Source organism: Nesterenkonia ebinurensis (assembly GCF_008711175.1).
GTDB classification, from domain to species: Bacteria; Actinomycetota; Actinomycetes; order Actinomycetales; family Micrococcaceae; genus Nesterenkonia; species Nesterenkonia ebinurensis.
In genome coordinates this window covers 1-16,938 of sequence record NZ_VWNF01000021.1, presented here as the reverse complement: position 1 = coordinate 16,938, position 16,938 = coordinate 1, and the positions used below count along the sequence as shown (strand labels likewise).

General features: G+C 63.6%; 15 protein-coding genes. 11 read left to right on the top strand and 4 right to left on the bottom strand.

All coding sequences use genetic code 11. The features are described 5' to 3' along the window. The first annotated feature begins 31 nt into the window (after positions 1-31). The 7 genes from F0311_RS07690 to F0311_RS07660 are packed head-to-tail and all read left to right on the top strand — an operon-like array spanning position 32 to position 6,831. Entirely contained in the window at positions 32-358 is a 327-nt protein-coding gene (locus tag F0311_RS07690; protein ID WP_150461362.1) for an antibiotic biosynthesis monooxygenase family protein, read from the top strand. 42 nt (positions 359-400) lie between these two features. After that, positions 401-1,996 (top strand): ABC transporter substrate-binding protein, encoded by a 1,596-nt coding sequence (locus tag F0311_RS07685; protein ID WP_150461361.1) that lies wholly within the window; start codon positions 401-403, stop codon positions 1,994-1,996. 4 nt (positions 1,997-2,000) lie between these two features. Further along, positions 2,001-3,062, top strand: a complete 1,062-nt coding sequence (locus F0311_RS07680; protein ID WP_150461360.1) for an ABC transporter permease — start codon at positions 2,001-2,003, stop codon at positions 3,060-3,062. Continuing rightward, positions 3,059-4,048: an ABC transporter permease gene (locus F0311_RS07675; RefSeq protein ID WP_150461359.1), complete on the top strand. Its 990-nt coding sequence runs from the start codon at positions 3,059-3,061 to the stop codon at positions 4,046-4,048. The genes F0311_RS07680 and F0311_RS07675 overlap by 4 nt, the downstream gene beginning before the upstream one ends. Continuing rightward, positions 4,045-4,845 (top strand): ABC transporter ATP-binding protein, encoded by an 801-nt coding sequence (locus tag F0311_RS07670; protein ID WP_150461358.1) that lies wholly within the window; start codon positions 4,045-4,047, stop codon positions 4,843-4,845. Before F0311_RS07675 ends, F0311_RS07670 begins: the two co-directional genes overlap by 4 nt. Then, positions 4,842-5,687 carry an ABC transporter ATP-binding protein gene (locus F0311_RS07665; RefSeq protein WP_150461357.1) on the top strand — a complete coding sequence of 282 codons (846 nt, stop codon included), beginning with the start codon at positions 4,842-4,844 and terminating at the stop codon, positions 5,685-5,687. The genes F0311_RS07670 and F0311_RS07665 overlap by 4 nt, the downstream gene beginning before the upstream one ends. A 7-nt stretch (positions 5,688-5,694) precedes the next feature. Next, positions 5,695-6,831 carry a M24 family metallopeptidase gene (locus F0311_RS07660; protein ID WP_150461356.1) on the top strand — a complete coding sequence of 379 codons (1,137 nt, stop codon included), beginning with the start codon at positions 5,695-5,697 and terminating at the stop codon, positions 6,829-6,831. On the opposite strand, the gene F0311_RS07655 is transcribed toward F0311_RS07660, so the two are convergent. From F0311_RS07655 to F0311_RS07645, 3 genes are all read right to left on the bottom strand, one after another. Continuing rightward, positions 6,814-9,210, bottom strand: a complete 2,397-nt coding sequence (locus F0311_RS07655; protein WP_223881232.1) for a DEAD/DEAH box helicase — start codon at positions 9,208-9,210, stop codon at positions 6,814-6,816. The two genes, F0311_RS07660 and F0311_RS07655, sit on opposite strands and share 18 nt — an antisense overlap. Positions 9,211-9,400: 190 nt before the next feature. Next, the gene (locus F0311_RS07650) at positions 9,401-10,450 is read right to left on the bottom strand and encodes a homocysteine S-methyltransferase family protein (protein WP_150461355.1); all 1,050 of its coding nucleotides are present in this window, start codon (positions 10,448-10,450) and stop codon (positions 9,401-9,403) included. 184 nt (positions 10,451-10,634) lie between these two features. Then, positions 10,635-11,342 carry a GNAT family N-acetyltransferase gene (locus F0311_RS07645; protein ID WP_191089808.1) on the bottom strand — a complete coding sequence of 236 codons (708 nt, stop codon included), beginning with the start codon at positions 11,340-11,342 and terminating at the stop codon, positions 10,635-10,637. A 217-nt stretch (positions 11,343-11,559) separates the two neighbouring features. Here F0311_RS07645 and trhO point away from each other — a divergent pair, with 217 nt between their 5' ends. Further along, positions 11,560-12,525: an oxygen-dependent tRNA uridine(34) hydroxylase TrhO gene (gene trhO / locus F0311_RS07640; protein ID WP_150461353.1), complete on the top strand. Its 966-nt coding sequence runs from the start codon at positions 11,560-11,562 to the stop codon at positions 12,523-12,525. A 151-nt stretch (positions 12,526-12,676) separates the two neighbouring features. Here trhO and F0311_RS07635 read toward each other — a convergent pair whose 3' ends face one another. After that, positions 12,677-13,699 carry a LacI family DNA-binding transcriptional regulator gene (locus F0311_RS07635; protein ID WP_150461352.1) on the bottom strand — a complete coding sequence of 341 codons (1,023 nt, stop codon included), beginning with the start codon at positions 13,697-13,699 and terminating at the stop codon, positions 12,677-12,679. Positions 13,700-13,915: 216 nt separating this feature from the next. Between F0311_RS07635 and F0311_RS07630 the strand changes: the two genes are divergently transcribed. Genes F0311_RS07630 through F0311_RS07620 form a run of 3 tightly spaced genes read left to right on the top strand, consistent with a single transcriptional unit; the run spans position 13,916 to position 16,745 of the window. Next, the gene (locus F0311_RS07630) at positions 13,916-15,019 is read left to right on the top strand and encodes a Gfo/Idh/MocA family protein (RefSeq protein ID WP_150461351.1); all 1,104 of its coding nucleotides are present in this window, start codon (positions 13,916-13,918) and stop codon (positions 15,017-15,019) included. Further along, positions 15,019-15,954: a DUF6807 domain-containing protein gene (locus tag F0311_RS07625; RefSeq protein ID WP_150461350.1), complete on the top strand. Its 936-nt coding sequence runs from the start codon at positions 15,019-15,021 to the stop codon at positions 15,952-15,954. Before F0311_RS07630 ends, F0311_RS07625 begins: the two co-directional genes overlap by 1 nt. Beyond that, positions 15,954-16,745, top strand: coding sequence for a cupin domain-containing protein (locus tag F0311_RS07620; RefSeq protein ID WP_223881203.1), 792 nt, complete (start codon positions 15,954-15,956; stop codon positions 16,743-16,745). Before F0311_RS07625 ends, F0311_RS07620 begins: the two co-directional genes overlap by 1 nt. Positions 16,746-16,938 lie beyond the last annotated feature (193 nt).

The following is a 16,938-nucleotide window of genomic DNA, read 5'->3' as shown; positions in this document are numbered from 1 at the left end:
ATACAGAAATTCCCGACCTTGGAGCTGCCGCATGATCAGAACTTTCCTGTCCTTGGATGTGAAGCCTGGGCAGCGTGACGCACTTATTGCCTGGTACAAAGAATCCGGTGCCCTGGAGAAGGCAGTGGAATATGCCGGATGTCTCTCTACGGAGCTCTACCCGGATGCCGAGGACGAAGACCGCCTCCTAGTGACTGCCCTTTGGGAATCAGGAGAGGACTATGAGCGGTGGGTGGCGCACCCTTGGCGCCAGTCAACTACCAGTCAGATAAACCAGTTCCTTAAAGAAGGCTTCACCCCAGAGTCCCGAGGGTCTGCTCTGGAGAGCCTCCATCAAGCCTCATTGACCCACTCGTAACCCTGAACCGCATCACCACACCTGATGAGAAGAGGAATGTTCATGTCTGCATCGTTAGCCCGCAGAGCTGTGGCTCTCTGCCTTGCCGGAACTCTGGCGCTGACCGCCTGTTCGGGAGGCAATACTGCTCAGTCCGACTCAGATTCCAACGGGGCCCAGGCCAGCGGCGAGACCCTGGTCATTGATACTGCGTTCTCCTTGGAAACCGGAGACCCAGGTCGGAACTATGTGCCCACCGGCTCTACTGTGCTGCACCCCATCTACGAGACTCTGCTGACTTTTGAAGGTGATGATGAGTCCGAGCCAGTGCCCGGCTTAGCCACAATGGAAGTCAACGAGGATGCTACCGAGTTCACCTTCACTCTTGATGAAGGTCGAGTATTCTCCGACGGCAGTCCTATCGAGGCTGACGACGTGGTTTTCTCCTTCGAACGGCTCAAAGGGATGGAAGCTTCCAAAGCCAACCACCTTGTGGTTGACATCGACATTGAGAAAGTCGATGACATGACGGTGCGGATGACCACAGAGGAACCCTACCTCCAGCTACCGGCCATCGTGACCAATCCGGCCCTCTCTGTTCTCAACTCTGAGGTGGTGCAGGAGAATGGTGGTACTACCGATGATTCCGATGCTGCCGAGGAGTTTCTCAACGGCACCTCCGTGGGCTCGGGCCCCTACCAGTTGGAGACTTTCGACCTGACTTCTCAGGTGGTTCTGGTCCCCAACGAGGAATACAACGGCGATCAGCCCGCCCAGTTTGAGCGCGTTGTGGTTCGCAACGTCTCGGAGGCAGCCACCCAGCTCACCAATCTCCGTGGTGGGGACTCGGATCTGGCCCTCGATCTCTCTGGTGACCAGGTCGCTGAGCTTGGTGATGATTTTGACATCACTGCAGGCCCCGGGGCCCAGACCATCTTCCTGCTGGTGAACCAGGACGACGAGGTCTTTGGAGATCTCGCCAACCCTGCTTTCGCCGAGGCTGTCCGTTACGCCCTCGACTACGACTCGCTGCTTGAGCTCGCCGGTGAGGGCGCGGCCCAGGCCACTGGCGTGATTCCGCCGATGTTCCTCGGAGCTCTTGAGGATGGAGTAGAACAGGACCTTGTCCGCGCAGCTGCGGCATTGGAGGAGTCCGGTTATGACGGGGAGACTCTGACACTGCGATTCCCCAACGATCAGCCCATCGGCGGAGTCGATTTCACCACCCTCGCTGAGCGGATTCAGTCCCAGCTCGCGGAGGCTGGTATCAACGTGGACCTGGCGCCGGGCCCCTTCGCATCAGAGATCGACCCCTATGTTGAGGGAACTGCGGATTTTGCTATGTGGTACTGGGGTCCTGATTTTGCCGATTCATCCTCATTCCTGCCTTTCGGCCCTGATGAGACGGTCGGCACCCGCTCTGGCTGGACAGCTGAGGATGCTCCGGAGATCGCAGACCTGGTGGCTCAGGCCCGCACCGCAACTGATCTGGACGAACGTGAGCAGGCATTTGCGGACTTCGCAGCTGCTTTGCAGGAGGAAGGCCCCTTCATCCCGCTGCTGGTTCCTGCCCGCAGTTTCGCTTCCACAGATGTGGACGGGGTTACATACAACTCCAACTGGACCATTGACATCGCTGAGCTAAGTCCGGCGGATTGAGTCAATGGTGGCTCCCACCAGGGCAGCGCGGAACCGGACATCTGGTTCCGCGCTGCCGCGCTACCTACTACGTCGATTGGGTACCTCCATTGTGCTGCTCATCGGCGTCACCCTGGTCACCTTCGTGCTCACCGCCCTGGTGCCCGGAGACCCTATTGCTGCCGCACTGGGTGAGGGGGCAATCCAGAACGAAGCGACTGTCCAGGCCTATCGTGAACGCTATGGCATGGATCGCTCGCTGCCTGAGCGGTACCTGCTCTACCTGCTAGCTCTGCTTCAAGGGGATCTGGGAACCTCCATCCGAACCAGTCGTCCAGTGATGGAAGAGCTGTCCACTGCTTTACCCGCCACCGTCGAAGTAGCGTTCGGCGCCATTGTGGTTTCTTTGGCAGTTGCTCTGGTGCTGGGAACTATTGCGGCCTACCGCAGCGGTAAGCTCGCTGACCAAGTGGTTCGAGTGGTCTCTCTGGTGGGACTCAGCGTACCCACCTTCTGGCTGGCGATCATGGTGTACCGCCTCTTCTTCATGCAGCTGGGTTGGGCTCCCGGCTCGGGGCGGCTTTCCCCGGCGCTGAATCCTCCACCACGGGTAACAGGGCTGTACCTGATCGATTTCGCGATCGACGGTGATCCTGTTGGTTTCATCGACGCTGCAGCCCACCTCGCCCTGCCGGTGCTTGTGCTATCTCTATTCACCATCGGACTGCTGACTCGCTTCATCCGCACCTCGGTGCTGGAGGTGCTCTCCACTGACTACATCCGGGCCGCACGTGCCAAGGGGCTGCCGGCACGGCGAGTAATTGTGGGATACCTGCTCCGCGGAGCCTCACTGCCGATCCTCACGATGGTTGGCATCGCCTTCGGTGCGTTGCTCTCCGGCACAGTGCTGGTCGAGGCAGTCTTCGCCTGGCCGGGTTTGGGTACGTATGCCTACTACGCGGCGATCAACCTTGATCTCCCTGCGGTGATGGGTGTCGGACTGGTGGTCGGAGTTGTCTATGTTGTGATCAACCTGATCGTGGACCTGCTCTATGGGGTCCTAGACCCGAGGGTGAGGTTGGGATGAGTACGTCTGCTTCACGTGTTTCTCGTGCTGCTGAAGCCCGGGTCTCCCGCCGTTCGCGGCGCAGGCTTCCAGCCGCCTGGCGTAGCCCATTGGCCGTGATCGGCCTGGTGATCGCCGCAGTCTGGTTCCTGGCTGCCATCCTGGCCCCGTGGATCGCGCCATATGATCCACTGGCCCAGAGTCTCCCACGGCTGACCCCGCCTGGGGAGGCTTCGATTATGGGAACTGATGCTCTGGGCCGAGACGTGTTTTCCCGGCTGCTCCACGGAGCCCGGGTGACCATCCCGCTTGCCGGCATGCTTGTCGCCTGCGCCATGGTGCTGGGCACTGTGATCGGTGCTGTTGCCGGATACGTGGGTGGCTGGGTGGATGAAGTTCTGGGCCGCCTGACAGATTTGTTCATGGCTTTTCCGACAGTCATTCTCGCCATGGTCATCGCCGCCTCACTCGGTCCCTCGCTATATAACGCTGTCCTGGCCGGCATCGTGGTGACCTGGCCCATGTACGCTCGTGTGACCCGGTCTCTGGTACTGAGCCTACGCTCACAGAACTATGTGATCGCCTCGCGTCTGCTGGGCTACTCCCCATGGCGTTCTCTGGGTACTGACATCCTGCCAAATATGCTGGGACCGGTACTGGTGCTGGCCTCGTTGGAAGTGGGTACGGCTATTCTGCTGCTGACCGGGCTGTCCTTCCTCGGACTTGGTGCACAACCGCCGACAGCAGAGTGGGGGTCGATGATCTCCGGAGCCATGCAGAATATTGACTCTTGGTGGCTTGGAGTCTTCCCGGGCTTAGCCATCCTGACTGTGGTGATGGCCTTCAACTTCATCGGTGACTCGCTGCGCGATGTTCTCGATCCGCTCTCCTCAGCTGAACGGCAAGGCGCAGGGGCAGCAGCCCCGCCTGCCAGCGCCCAGGATGAAGGAGCTGATCCGGTTAGTGCTCTAACCAGTGAGATCTCGGAGCAGGAGGCACCGCGATGACGACTATGCTGACTCTAGAGAATCTCACCGTGGAGCTTGGTCCCAAGGATGCTCGCCGCCAGGTGGTACGCGGAGTCTCGCTCAATCTTCAAGCCGGTCGCATCCAAGGCCTGGCAGGGGAGTCAGGCTCGGGCAAGACAGTCACCGCCATGGCAGTGCTAGGCTTGCTGCCGGCCTCAGCCAGAGTGACCGGATCTGCCCGGCTGGGTGAGGTTGACCTGACCTCGCTGAGGCCACGCGAGCTCAATCGGATCCGCGGGCGCCGGGTAGCTATGGTCTTCCAGGACCCTTCCGCTAGTCTCCATCCGCAGATCACGATCGGTGCGCAGCTCACCGACCATTTGCGGCACCACCTGGGGTTGAAACGCAAAGCCGCCCAGCGCCAGGCGATGGAGCTGCTTGCCCGGGTCAAGGTTCCTCATCCGCAGGAGGCGTTGAGTCGCTTCCCGCACCAATTTTCCGGAGGTCAGCGCCAGCGCATAGCGATCGCGATTGCACTGGCCTGCGACCCTGAGGTGCTGCTGGCCGATGAGCCGACCACTGCCCTGGACGTGACGGTGCAGGCGGGCATTCTGCATCTGCTACGTGAGCTGGTTGATGAGCGTGACCTAGCCGTTCTGCTGGTCACTCATGATCTGGGAGTCATGAGTGCGGTAGCGGACGACGTTGCAGTGATGCGTGATGGCCGTGTGGTGGAGTCAGGCACCCGGGCCCAGATGTTCACCGATCCCCAGCATCCCTATACACGGCAGCTGCTGGAGGCTATGCCTGATGCTCAGGAGAGTGAGGTGCTGTGAACGAGCTGCTGAAAGTCGAGGATCTCGTAGTGCGCTATGGGGGGATGACTGCCGTGGATGGTATGTCGATGAGCATCCGCGCTGGTGAGGTGCTTGCTCTGGTTGGTGAGTCAGGCTGCGGCAAGTCCTCTACCGCCCGTGCGGTGGTAGGCATGGAGCGACCCGCTGAAGGCACGGTACTGTTCCGCGGGACGGCAGTGCCGCCCTTGGGTCTACGACGTCGTCGTACTGAGTTTACTGCCATTCAGATGGTCTTTCAGGATCCGAACTCATCGCTCAATCCCCGTAAACGAGTTGGAGAGCAGATTGCTGACGGTGTGCGCGCAGCACAGGCGAGAGGGTTGAACTCTGCAAGGCCCGACAGCTGGTTGGAGGCCGTGGGGTTGCAGCCGGAGATGACAACCCGCTACCCGCACCAGTTCTCCGGAGGTCAGCGACAGCGGATAGCTATTGCCCGAGCACTGGCCGCTAAACCAGATTTGATCGTGGCCGATGAACCCATCTCTGCTCTGGACGCCTCGAGCCAGGCTTCGGTAGCAGCGATGATGCGCAGGCTCTGCCTGGAGGCCGGTGCTGGGATGCTCTTCATCTCCCACGACCTTTCGGTGGTGCGGCTGATGGCTGACCGGGTGATGGTGATGTACCGGGGCTCAGTGGTGGAATCGGGCCCGACACCTTTGGTTTGGTCAGAGCCGGTGCACCCCTATACCGAGGCGCTGTTGGGCGCCATCCCGCACCCGGATGGTCGAGGCGTTCTTCCGGCGGCTCCTGCCGCGGAGGCGCCGGAAGAATGGGCCAGCACATTGCCTGAGGCGCTGAGCAGACAAGTCGAGACGAGATGAGGATCTTATGACCGCACATGCTGGATCGCAGTCTGAGGCTGGTGCAGAGTCCATTGTTCAACAGCGCATCAGCCGAGTGGTCGAGGCGCTGGCATCTTCGGACCAGGAAGCCCTGATCGTTACGCCTTCGCCGGATTTCGCCTACCTCACCGGGATTCAGCCGCCGATGATGGAGCGGCTCATAGCTCTGGGAATCACGGCTGAAGGAGTGGTGAGGCTGATCGCACCAGGTTTCGAGGCTGAGGACGTGGCTCCGGCTGCTGCAGCTGGTCTGGAGGTGATCAGCTGGTCCGATGGCCAGGATCCGGCAGCGATGTTGCTGGAGAGTCTGAGACTCGGGAGTCGTCCGCAGATTGCAGTGGGGGCAAGTACGCCTATGCGCTTTCCGCTGGAGTTTATGCGGCACCGAAACATTTCTTGGGCAGCCGGGGACGATATTCTTGTCCCGCTGAGGATGCGAAAGTCGGCTGAAGAGCGGGCCCTGCTCAAAGCCGCGGCTGCGGCAGACGATGAAACCTATCGTTTGCTGTTGGGGACCACCGAACTTCGCGGGCGGAGTGAGCAGGCCGTCCAGCAGGATCTGCGTAAGCATCTGCAGGAAACCGGACATGACCTCTCCCGGTCCTTCAGCATTGTTGCTGCTGGCGCTAACGCGGCTTCCCCACACCACCGCCCCGCAGACACAGTGCTGCGTGAGGGGATGGGAGTTCTCACTGACTTCGGCGGCCCCCGTAATGGTTACTGCTCTGATATGACCAGGACGTGGAGCCTGGGGCCGGCCTCGACGCACCTGAAGGAGATTCATACCGTGGTGCTTGAGGCTAATCAGGCTGGGCTTGCTGCGGTACGGCCCGGCGTTACCGCTGAGTCGATCGATGCAGTGGTGAGAGGTGTTATCGAGGATGCCGGCTACGGAGAGTACTTCCTGCACCGTACTGGCCATGGGATTGGTCTTGAGGTGCACGAACCCCCGTACCTGGTGGCAGGCGACACCACTGTGCTAGAGGAAGGCATGACGTTCAGCATCGAACCGGGCATTTACCTCCCAGACGAACTGGGCGTGCGCATTGAGGACATCGTGGTGGTCACCGCCGAGGGTGGTGAGAGCCTCAACAAGGCGGACCGCTCACTCCTGGAGCTCTGACCGCCCTACATTGCTCAGCATTCGCAGCAGGTTCAGTGCGCCCTGCTTGTGTAACGGAGAGTTCCTATTGCCGCATTTGGGCGACTGCACGCAGCTGGGGCAGCCCTCCGCGCAGGAGCAGGCTGCAATAGTGTCCGCGGTGGCTCTCAACCAGCGGGCGGCCATCCGGTAGCCGCGCTCGGCGAAGCCCGCGCCACCAGGATGCCCGTCGTAGACGAAGATACTGGGCAGCTCGGTGTCCCTGTGCAGGGCGGTGGACACCCCGCCGATATCCCAGCGGTCTGAGCTGGTCAGCAGCGGCAGCAGGCCGATCATCGCATGCTCAGCGGCATGCAGCGCACCTGGAATATGCTCCACCACTACCCCAGAGCGCTGCAGGGCGGTCTCCGGAGCGGTGATCCACATGGCTTGGGTGCGCAGCGTAGAAGGCGGCAGCTCTAACGGCTCATCCGAGAGCACCTCCGAGGTGCCCACCGCCTTGCGCTGGAACCCCACCACCGCACTGGTCACCTCCACCGTGCCGAAGCAGAGCCGGAACTCCTCCCACCCCTGATGCTCCAGCTGCTCAATCACCGCAATAGAGGTGGTTTCCCGCGCCTGGGTGTAGAACGGTGGGTTCGCAGCAGTCACCAGCACGGTGTTCTGCTCCAGGTCCAGCTCCTCCACCAGGAACGTTCTGCCCTGGTGCACATACACCGCTTGCGGATGAGCCTGCGGCTGCACCTGAGTGGCCCCCATATCGCCCACCACGGTCCCGTCCTCCGCATTGACAATGGTGTAGGGCCCGCCACCGTCGGAACGCATTCGCACCCAACTGGCGGCGGAAACATCGTCGTGCCCGAAGAACCAGCCGCGTGGGCGGCGCCGCAAGTGCCCCTGCGCGGTGAGCGAGTCCACCAGCTCACCCAGCCCGGGGAACAGGGCCGGTGCCTGACCCGGGGAGCCGGCGGCTTGGTCCGTTGTGAAATCAGCTGGCACCAGCGGCAGCTCCTGGGCTGCCGCCAGCAGGTGCGGGGCAGCCACATGCGGGTTGTGCGGATCAGTGACCGCATCCTCTACCGGGGTGGCGAAGATCGCCTCTGGGTGCTCCAGCAGATAGGCGTCCAGCGGGTCGTCGCCAGCGATGAAGAACGCGGCAGAGCGCTGTTCGGTCTTCGCCGTTCGCCCGGCCCGGCCCAGCTGCTGGAAGAACCCCGCCCGGGTGCCCGGCCAGCCAGCAATCACCACCGCGTCCAGCCCGGAGATGTCGATCCCCAGCTCCAGGGCGGGGGTGGAGGCCACACCCAGCAGCTGACCGGTGCGCAGCGCCTCCTCCAGCTCACGACGCTCCTCCTTGAGGTACCCGGAGCGGTAGGTGGCCACGCGGTCTTTGAGCGCCGGATCAACCTCGAGCAGGTTGTCGCGGGCGATGTTCGCGATGACCTCAGCGCCTCGGCGGGACTTGATGAACGCCAGGCTGCGGTGCCCAGCCACTACCAGACTGGTGAGAATATCGGCCGCCTCAGTGCTCAGACTGCGCTTCAGCGGGGCATCATTGTCCCCCGTGAGCCCGGACTCCGCGGGTTCCCACAGGTAGATGTCCACCGGCCCGTGCGGGGAAGCATCTTCGGTCACGGCAGTCACCTGGGAGTTGCACTCACCGATCAGCCGGGCGAACGACGACGCCGGGTCGCCGCTGGTGGCCGAAGCCGCGGCAAATACCGGCTCAGCTCCGTAGGACCGCGCCACTCGGCGCAGCCTGCGCAGCAGCAGAGCAGTATGCGAGCCGAAGATCCCGCGGGCAGTATGAGCCTCATCTACGATCACATAGCGCAGCCGGGAGAAGAACCGGGCCCAGCCGCGGTGGTTGGGCAGGATTCCGGCGTTGAGCATATCCGGGTTGGTCAGCACCAGATTGGCGTGGGAGCGCACCCAGCGGCGCTCCTCCGGATCGGTGTCTCCGTCATAGGCGGCAGGCCGGATGCCGCCGGAGGGGCCCACTGATCCCACGGTCTCGGCCAGCTCCAGCAGCGCATCCAGCTGATCGGCGGCCAGCGCCTTGGTGGGGGAGAGGTAGAGGAGGGTCGTCTCACCGGTGGGGTGAGCAACTACCGACGACGACGCAGCCGCACCGGTGATAGCTGCAAGCCCGGGCAGCTGGGTGGCCAGCGACTTCCCCGAGGCAGTGCCGGTGGCCAGGATGGTGTGCCTCCCCGCATGGAGCGCCTCAGCCGCCTCCAGCTGATGCGCATACGGCTGAGGCGCTCCCAGCTGCCGGTAGGCCGCTCTCAGCTCAGCAGGCACCCAGTCCGGCCACGGCGCGGTCACCGCGGTGCGCGCCGGAAGGGTCCGGATGTGCTTGATCGGGGAGCCCTCGCCGACCCGCACCGGCAGGCCCACTGTCCGCAGCAGCTGAAGTGCTGCCGCGTCGTCGTCGTTCTCAGTCACCAACTAAGACTAAGCCGTTGTGGATCACCGCAAGAAGTAAGCCCATCCTTGACGAAGTTATGTCTCGGGCTTTGCTGAACTCGGCGTCATCGACCCGAAGTTTGGCATATTCAGAGACATAACTTTCTTTCAGTGATGGCCCTCAAGCGCGGTCGCCGAGTGCGACGATGTTCTCCGGCAGCCGCTCATTGCTGCCGTACATGAAGTGGTTCTCCATGCGCTCGGAGAAGCGGCTGGCCTCGGTGGTCAGCCCCACCGCCTCGGCCACCTGCCGGATATGCATCGGCGAAGCCCCGCAGCAGACGCCCAGGTAGTTGATCCCCAGTGCATAGGCCTCCTGGGCGAAGGCGCCGATCTCATACCGGTTGGTGAACAGCGGGTCCAGGGCGGTGGGGAAGGTGCGCCCATGCGGTGAGGGCACCGAGGCGCGGGCATCGGAGAGGTTGAAGAAGGTGGGCTCCTCCGCGGTGGTGCGGTAGGGAATCGGCAGTGCTGCGACATGGCAGGAGACCTTCTCCCTGATCTGTTTGAGCCAGGGCAGCATAGTCTCCGGGCCGCGGAAGCAGTTGAGCCCGACCACATCGGCCCCGGCCTGCTCCAGCCGCTGGGCGGTCTCGACGACGCCGACCCCGTCGGCCATCTCTTCGAAGGCCATCGGTGCCAGGGTGAGCACTACCGGCAGCTCGGAGGCCTTGGCGACCTCCAGGGCGGTGAGCGCCTCACCGGCGTAGTAGAACGTCTCACCGATGATCAGATCGGCGCCCTCTTCCAGGGCCCAGCCGACCATCTCCTCGAACATCGAGCGCACCTCGGCCTGCTTGGCCAGATCGGCGGGATCCCAGATATTGGTGTTGGAGATATTGCCGGCCATCAAGTCACCGGGCCGCGAGTCGGCCACCTCGCGGGCGATCCGCAGAGCTGCACGGTTCAGCGGCTCCAGCAGATGCTCCTTGCCGATCACCCGCATCTTCTCGCGGTGCCCGTTGTAGGTGAAGGCCTCCACGATGTCGGAGCCGGCGCGCTGGAAGTCCACGTGCAGGGTGCTCAGTGCCTCCGGGTGCTCCAGAGCGACTTCGGGGACGAACTCGCCTGCACTGAGGTAGCCGCGGCGCTCAAGCTCGAACAGGAAGCCCTCGGCGCAGATGACGGGTCCGGCGTTGAGCCGGTCTTGCAGAGATGCGGGGGCGGTCATGTACCGCTCCTTTCAGTCGTGGGACGTGAAGCTGCCACGTCAGGAGCGGCCGAGGCGAGGCCTCGCATATCCGGCCGTAAAGAGTGAACATTCCGTGACAGTGCTCACGACTATAGCGCAATGACCGCCAATACGGAGTTTTATGTTCAAATACTGGTACAGTCGCGGGTCGGGTTCTGAACGCCTACTGTGAGATCTCTTCGTCGATCTGGGAGTGCGAGGGGCGGCGGCGGTCGGCCGCGTCCGGTGCGCCGAAGACGTGCACATCGCCCAAGTGGGTCCAGCCCAGGTACTCGTAGAGCTCCTGGCCGTCGGCGGTGGCAACCAACAGGCCCCAGGCGACGTCGTGCTCATGGGCGATGGCCAGCAGCGCACGGGTCACAAAGGTGCCCAGGCCCTGGCGCCGATAGTCGGGTGAGGTGTAGATCCGGTCCAGTATCACGTAGTCCTCCACCACTGCCATCCGGCCGCGGGCGGCCACGTTCTCGCCCTGGTGGACAGTGAAGAGTACCCAGCCGTCAAAATCCTCACGGCTTGTGGTGTAGGTCTCCGGGGTGATGGGGTCTTCCACGTCCTGGGTGCTCATATCCACCACCATGAGCTTCTCCTCATCAGAGATCAGCTCCAGGCCGTCCACCTCCTTGGTGCCCATGATGTCCGAATCTGGCTCGGCGATCACAGTCAGCAGCCGGGCGGGGGACTTGTTCACCGCGGAGGTCAGCTTGCGCAGCTCAGTCTCCTCGGGGTCGAAGATCACATACTCCCACTCATCGGAATCAGGCCCCAGCCGTGCAGAGTGCACGTCCCCCTCATCACGCACCTCGTAGCCGTGGGTGCGAGCCCATCCGGTCACCCAGGTCTGGACAAGAGAGTCGCTCAGCTCGGTAGTCATTCTTCGCTCCATTTCATTCTCGGCCCGCGGTATCCTTCCAGATCACCGGTGGGTCGGGTCATATGCAGTGCCTGCTCGCCGTCACCGAGGCAGGGCGGCTCATCAAGTTGTGTGTCCACATCCAACATATAGGGAAGATCACATTCACCGGTAGGGGCACTGAGTAACAATTCGCTGGATGCGCTGAGCCGGCGTCGTCGTAATACCCTTAAACCTTGTGACTGAGTCCCGCATTGTTCTGTACTACAAGTTTGCCCCGGTGAAGGACCCCGAGGCGGTGAAGCTCTGGCAGCTGGCACTGTGCCGCGAGCTGGGGTTGAAGGGCCGGATCATTATCTCCGAGCACGGCATCAACGGCACTGTGGGCGGAGATATGCGGGCGGTGAAGCGCTACGTCAAAGAGACCCGCAGCTACACCCCGTTCCGCGGCACCGAATTCAAGTGGTCAGCCGGCGGAGCTGAGGACTTCCCCCGGCTCAGCGTGAAGGTCCGGCCCGAACTGGTGGCATTCGGGGTGCCCCAGGCGGTCAAGGTCAACGAGGACGGGGTGATCGGCAGCGGTGAACATTTGGCGCCCGAGCAGGTTCACCAGCTGGTGGAGGCCAAGAAGTCCCAGGGTGTGGAGGTGACTTTCTTCGACGGGCGTAACGCCATGGAGGCGCAGATCGGGCGGTTCCGCGACGCCGTGGTGCCTCAGGCGGAGACCACCCGGGACTTCATCGCCGAGCTCGACTCTGGCAAATACGATCATCTGAAGGACCGGCCAGTGATCACCTACTGCACCGGTGGGATCCGCTGCGAGGTGCTCTCCACCCTGATGAAGGACCGTGGCTGGCAGGAGGTCTACCAGCTGGACGGCGGGATTGTCCGCTATGGGGAAACCTTCGGGGATGCCGGCTACTGGGAGGGTGAGCTCTACGTGTTCGACGGGCGGATGAACACCCGGTTCAGCGAGCACGCCAAGACCCTGGGTGAATGCGTGAACTGTAGTGGGGCGACGTCGTCGTTCTATAACTGCTTGGACCGCGGCTGCTCCAATCTGCAGCTCTACTGCGAGGGCTGCGCGCATATTCCGGCCACCCAGCGGTGCGAAAAATGCGCTGCCCGGCTGACAGCAGATCCCTCAGACCCCAACTCCGGGACATTGGAGAAACCACGACGACGCCAACCCGTCTCATCCTGAAAAGTTTCGGGGGCATCCCGCGCTCTTTTCCGCCCAAGCACCCATTCTTTTTCATTTCGGTTGATTTGGGCGCCCAGATAAGAAGAGATGGGCGCGTGTGGGTTTGGCGACCCGGAGGCGAGGTTGCGCAGGTATGGTGCGAATTTACGGCTCAGCGCACCGGGGTGGAGGCGCGCAGAATCACTGAGGTGGGTATCTCGATAGTGCGAGCTTCCTCGTGGTCGGAGAGCGCTAAGTCCATGGCGTGGCGGCCGATCTGACCCAGCGGTACATCCACAGTGGTCAGCGCGGGGGTGACATCCTCGCTCAGGGCGATATTGTCGAAGCCGGCCAGCCCGATCTGCACCCCCGGCTGGAGGCCGGCCTCCCGCATGGCGGTCCCGGCCCCGAAGGCCATCAGGTCGCTGGTGGCGAACACGGTGTCCAGCTCCAGGTCCCGCCCCAGCAGTTCCCCCATGGCGGCGTAGCCCCCGTCGCGGGTGAAGGCCCCCTCGGCCACGGTCTCCTCCTGCAGGGTGATGCCGCGCTCGGCCAGGCCCTGGGCGAAGCCGGCCAGCCGGTCCGCATTGGTGCGCAGCCCCCGGTAGCCCAGCACCACGCCGAAGTGCTGCCCGCCCTGGTCCACCAGGGCATGGGCCAGGGCTCGGGCGCCCTCCACGTTCTGGATCTCCACCAGGTCGAAGGGGGAGGGCCCCTGGGAGACCATCACCACGCGCCCCCCGGCCTGCTGGTAGGCGGTGAGCTGCTCCTCGATAGCCTGGGCCTCCGGGTCCTCATCCCACCGGGAGCCCACCACCACAATCGCCCGGGGCCGTTGGGAGCGGAAGGTGCGGATCATGTCCCGCTCATCAGCAGAACGACGTTCCGAGGTGGCCATAGTCACCATCAGTCCGGCCTGTCGGGCACCTGCCATGATCCCGGAGCTGATCGCGCTGAAGTAGGGGTCGGCGATATCGCTGACCAGCACCGCCACGGTGGGGGAGGCGCCTTTGACCACGGTCTGCGCGGAAAGGTTCGGCAGGTAGCCCAGCTCCTCGGCGGTGCGGCGCACCCGGGCACGGATCACCTCGCTGACTTTGCGGGTGCTGCCGTTGATCGCCCGTGACGCAGTGGCGATGGACACCCCGGCAGCCTCAGCGACCTGGGCTAGGGTGACCTGGTGCTGCGGCGGCATCGGCTGCTCCTTGGTTCGGCCGGGTTCAGAGACTCGGTGCGGTGTTGAGGTCGGCGGTCTCGCCCACTTCCCCGGATGGGAAAGGGGTTACCCGCTGTCGTCATCGTATCCGCAAAGGAGGTGGCATCAGCGCAGAAGCTGTGTCACTATTGCGTTCGGCAAACGTTTTCCAATAGGCTGTGAACAGCATCACAGTCTGTCAAGGAGTCATGGATCATGTCCAAGGTCAAAGCGGGTCTCATCGGTGCCGGAGGCATCGCCACTATTGCTCACCTGCCTACTCTTAAGGCTCACCAGGGCCGCGTGGAGGTGGCCGCCATCGCCGACCTCGACGTCGACCGGGTCGCCCAGGTGGCCGAGGAGTGGGGCATTCCCGGACGCTACACCGATGTGGACGCCCTGCTGGAGGCCGAGAAGCCCGACCTGCTGATCGTCTGCACCCCGCCCTCGGCGCATAAGGAGGCAGTGGTCAAAGGCCTACAGGCCGGTGCCTGGGTCTGGTGCGAGAAGCCGCCCATGCTCACCCTCTCCGACTACGACGAGGTGGAGGCTCACGAGCGCGAGGGCGGCCCCTACGCCAGCTATGTGTTCCAGCACCGGTTCGGCTCCGGGGCCCGCACCCTGAAGCAGCAGGTGGCCGAGGGCACGCTGGGCAGGCCGATGGTCGCGCTGTGCAATACGCTCTGGTACCGCCCGCACGCCTACTACGATGTGCCCTGGCGCGGGCTTTGGGCCACCGAGGGGGGCGGACCGGCCATGGGCCACGGCATCCACCAGATGGACCTGCTCTTCGAGGTGCTCGGCGACTGGACCGAGGTCACCGCAGTGGCCGAGACTCTGGACCGCGACATCGAGACCGAGGATGTCAGCTTCGCCATTGTGAAATTCGCATCCGGGGCGATCGCCTCCATCGTCAACTCGGTGCTCTCACCCCGGGAGACCAGCTACCTGCGCTTCGACTTCCAGGACGCTACCGTGGAGGTGGAGCACCTCTACGGCTACGACAACTCCTCCTGGCGCTGGACACCGGCACCGCATAAGGCTGAGGATGCTGAGACTGTGGAGTCCTGGCGCCCGCATGACAATACCCCCTCTTCGCATAAGCAGCAGCTGGCCGAGCTTCTCGACGCGATGGAGGCTGGCGCCCGCCCGCGCGCCTCGGGGCATGACGGGCGACGCACCTTGGAGTTCATCGCCGCCCTCTACCAGTCGGCTGAGACCGGACGGCGGGTGCGCCGCGATGAGCTGGTCAAGGACGGCATCTACTACACCGGGATGCATGACGAGAACGTGATCTACCAGAAGCCGCAGGAGAGCTGATGAGCCAGTTTGAGGTAGCAGAGTACGACGACGGGGTTGCAGTCAGTGCCAGAGGCGTGGAGATCGCCCAGTATGAGACCGACCCGGACTCACCCCAGGACGAGGCCCCCAAGCCCTACCTGTTCCCGCTGCGATTCACCTCCGGAGCCGAAGCCTCGGTGCGCCGGCCCTGGGACCACCGCTGGCACACCGGGCTGCAGTTCACCTGGTCCCATGTCGATGATCAGAACTTCTGGGGCGGGGCCTCCTTTGATAAGGACACCAAGTGGTACGTCATGAAGGACAACCTCGGCACCATGCGGCACACCGGGTTCCGGGCCGCACCTGCTTCCGGCGGCGAGGTCGTCCTGGATGAGGATCTGCAGTGGATCACCGCAGCCGGTGAGCACTGGATCGACGAGCACCGGGTGCAGCGCATTCACTCGCTGGACCTGAACCGCTTTGCTGAGGGCCGCGGCGTCTGGGCGGTGGACCTGACCACCGAGATCACTAACGTGCGCGGCTCCACCGTTGACCTGGGCAGTCCCACCACCGCCGGGCGGGAGAAGGCCGGCTACACCGGATGGTTCTGGCGCGGGCCGCGGTCCTGGACCGGCTGCAGCCTGGTCTCCTCCACCGGCCTGGAGGATGAGGCCGCCATCATGGGCACTGAGGCTCAATGGGTGGCCTTCAGCTCCGAGCACGACGACTTCAACGGTGGCGGCACAGTGCTGGTCTACTCTGGGTCCTCTGCATCGGATGACACCGAGGTACCTCCGGTCAAGTGGTTCACCCGCACCGGGATTTTCGCGGTGGCCAGTCCCTCGCCGGCCTTCGACCAGGAGATCCACCTGCCAGCAGGCGGTACATTGAGACTGAACCATCGCTTCGTCTTCATCGACCAGGTCATGCAGGGCGAAGACCTGAAAGCCATCGCGGAGGAGTACGCGCTCTGATGTCCCATCCCGCCTCAGACCCCGGAGCGTCCAGCCCTGCGGAGAACCGCACTGTGGTGGACCGAGCGCTGCCGCACTTTCCCGGCGGCACCAGTCTGTCCCACCTCTGCGTCTACGACTGGGACACCCCCGACGGACTGCACGGCGGGTCCCCGCATCTGCACACCCTCTCCACCGAGGCTTATGTGATCACTGCCGGGCGCGGTGAGGTGCACACCATCAGTGCAACTGGTCCTGCCAGGGATGCCCTGGAACCCGGTTCGCTGCTGTGGTTCACCCCCGGCACGGTGCACCGGCTGGTCAACCACCGCGGACTGGAGATGGCCGTGGTGATGTCCAACGCGGGCCTGCCGGAGGCCGGGGATGCGGTGCTGACCTTCCCTGAAGAGATCGTCGCCGATGCGGAGAAATATGCCGCGGCGGTAGCACTGCCAGATCACGACGACGCCGCCAAGGCAGCGGCTGCCCGCACCCGCCGGGACCTCGCCCTGGAAGGCTATGAGCAGCTGCTGGCCGCCATCGAGTCCGAGGGGGTCGAGGCGGCGATGGGCCGGTTCTACCAGCACGCGGTGAACCTGGTGCGGTCCAAGACGCAGCACTGGCAGCAGATCTTCGAAGCCAACGTGGCCGCTGAGACTCACCGCACCGCCGAACAGCTGGCCGCGCTGGCCGCCGGCGACGGTTCCCACCTGGGCCGGGCCACCGTGCTGCGTGGCACACCGCAGACCGGCAGCGAGAGCACCCCGCGTCTTTATGGCATGTGCGGCCGCCTAGCCACCTGGCGCACCTGAACGGCTTTGTGTCACTACAGGTCGGCTGCCGGGCGGTTTTTCCTGGTCAGCCTTTCTCTGAGTTGGGCTGTTGGCCGTGGGCTAGTTTGTGGAGGTCTTCTCCGGTGAGTGGTTGTGCTGGTAGTGGGGTGGTCATGGCTTGGGGGCGGATGCCGTCGAGGATGATGGCTCGTTGTCGGGCTAGGACGATTCC

What these genes read in the sequence shown, in the direction of transcription:
- F0311_RS07630 (WP_150461351.1), top strand. Translation starts at nt 13,916, where the DNA reads ATGTCCAAGGTCAAAGCGGGTCTCATCGGTGCCGGAGGCATCGCCACT.
- F0311_RS07645 (WP_191089808.1), bottom strand. Translation starts at nt 11,342, where the DNA reads ATGACTACCGAGCTGAGCGACTCTCTTGTCCAGACCTGGGTGACCGGA.
- F0311_RS07670 (WP_150461358.1), top strand. Translation starts at nt 4,045, where the DNA reads ATGACGACTATGCTGACTCTAGAGAATCTCACCGTGGAGCTTGGTCCC.
- F0311_RS07620 (WP_223881203.1), top strand. Translation starts at nt 15,954, where the DNA reads ATGTCCCATCCCGCCTCAGACCCCGGAGCGTCCAGCCCTGCGGAGAAC.
- F0311_RS07625 (WP_150461350.1), top strand. Translation starts at nt 15,019, where the DNA reads ATGAGCCAGTTTGAGGTAGCAGAGTACGACGACGGGGTTGCAGTCAGT.
- F0311_RS07650 (WP_150461355.1), bottom strand. Translation starts at nt 10,450, where the DNA reads ATGACCGCCCCCGCATCTCTGCAAGACCGGCTCAACGCCGGACCCGTC.
- F0311_RS07680 (WP_150461360.1), top strand. Translation starts at nt 2,001, where the DNA reads ATGGTGGCTCCCACCAGGGCAGCGCGGAACCGGACATCTGGTTCCGCG.
- F0311_RS07660 (WP_150461356.1), top strand. Translation starts at nt 5,695, where the DNA reads ATGACCGCACATGCTGGATCGCAGTCTGAGGCTGGTGCAGAGTCCATT.
- F0311_RS07675 (WP_150461359.1), top strand. Translation starts at nt 3,059, where the DNA reads ATGAGTACGTCTGCTTCACGTGTTTCTCGTGCTGCTGAAGCCCGGGTC.
- F0311_RS07690 (WP_150461362.1), top strand. Translation starts at nt 32, where the DNA reads ATGATCAGAACTTTCCTGTCCTTGGATGTGAAGCCTGGGCAGCGTGAC.
- F0311_RS07685 (WP_150461361.1), top strand. Translation starts at nt 401, where the DNA reads ATGTCTGCATCGTTAGCCCGCAGAGCTGTGGCTCTCTGCCTTGCCGGA.
- F0311_RS07635 (WP_150461352.1), bottom strand. Translation starts at nt 13,699, where the DNA reads ATGCCGCCGCAGCACCAGGTCACCCTAGCCCAGGTCGCTGAGGCTGCC.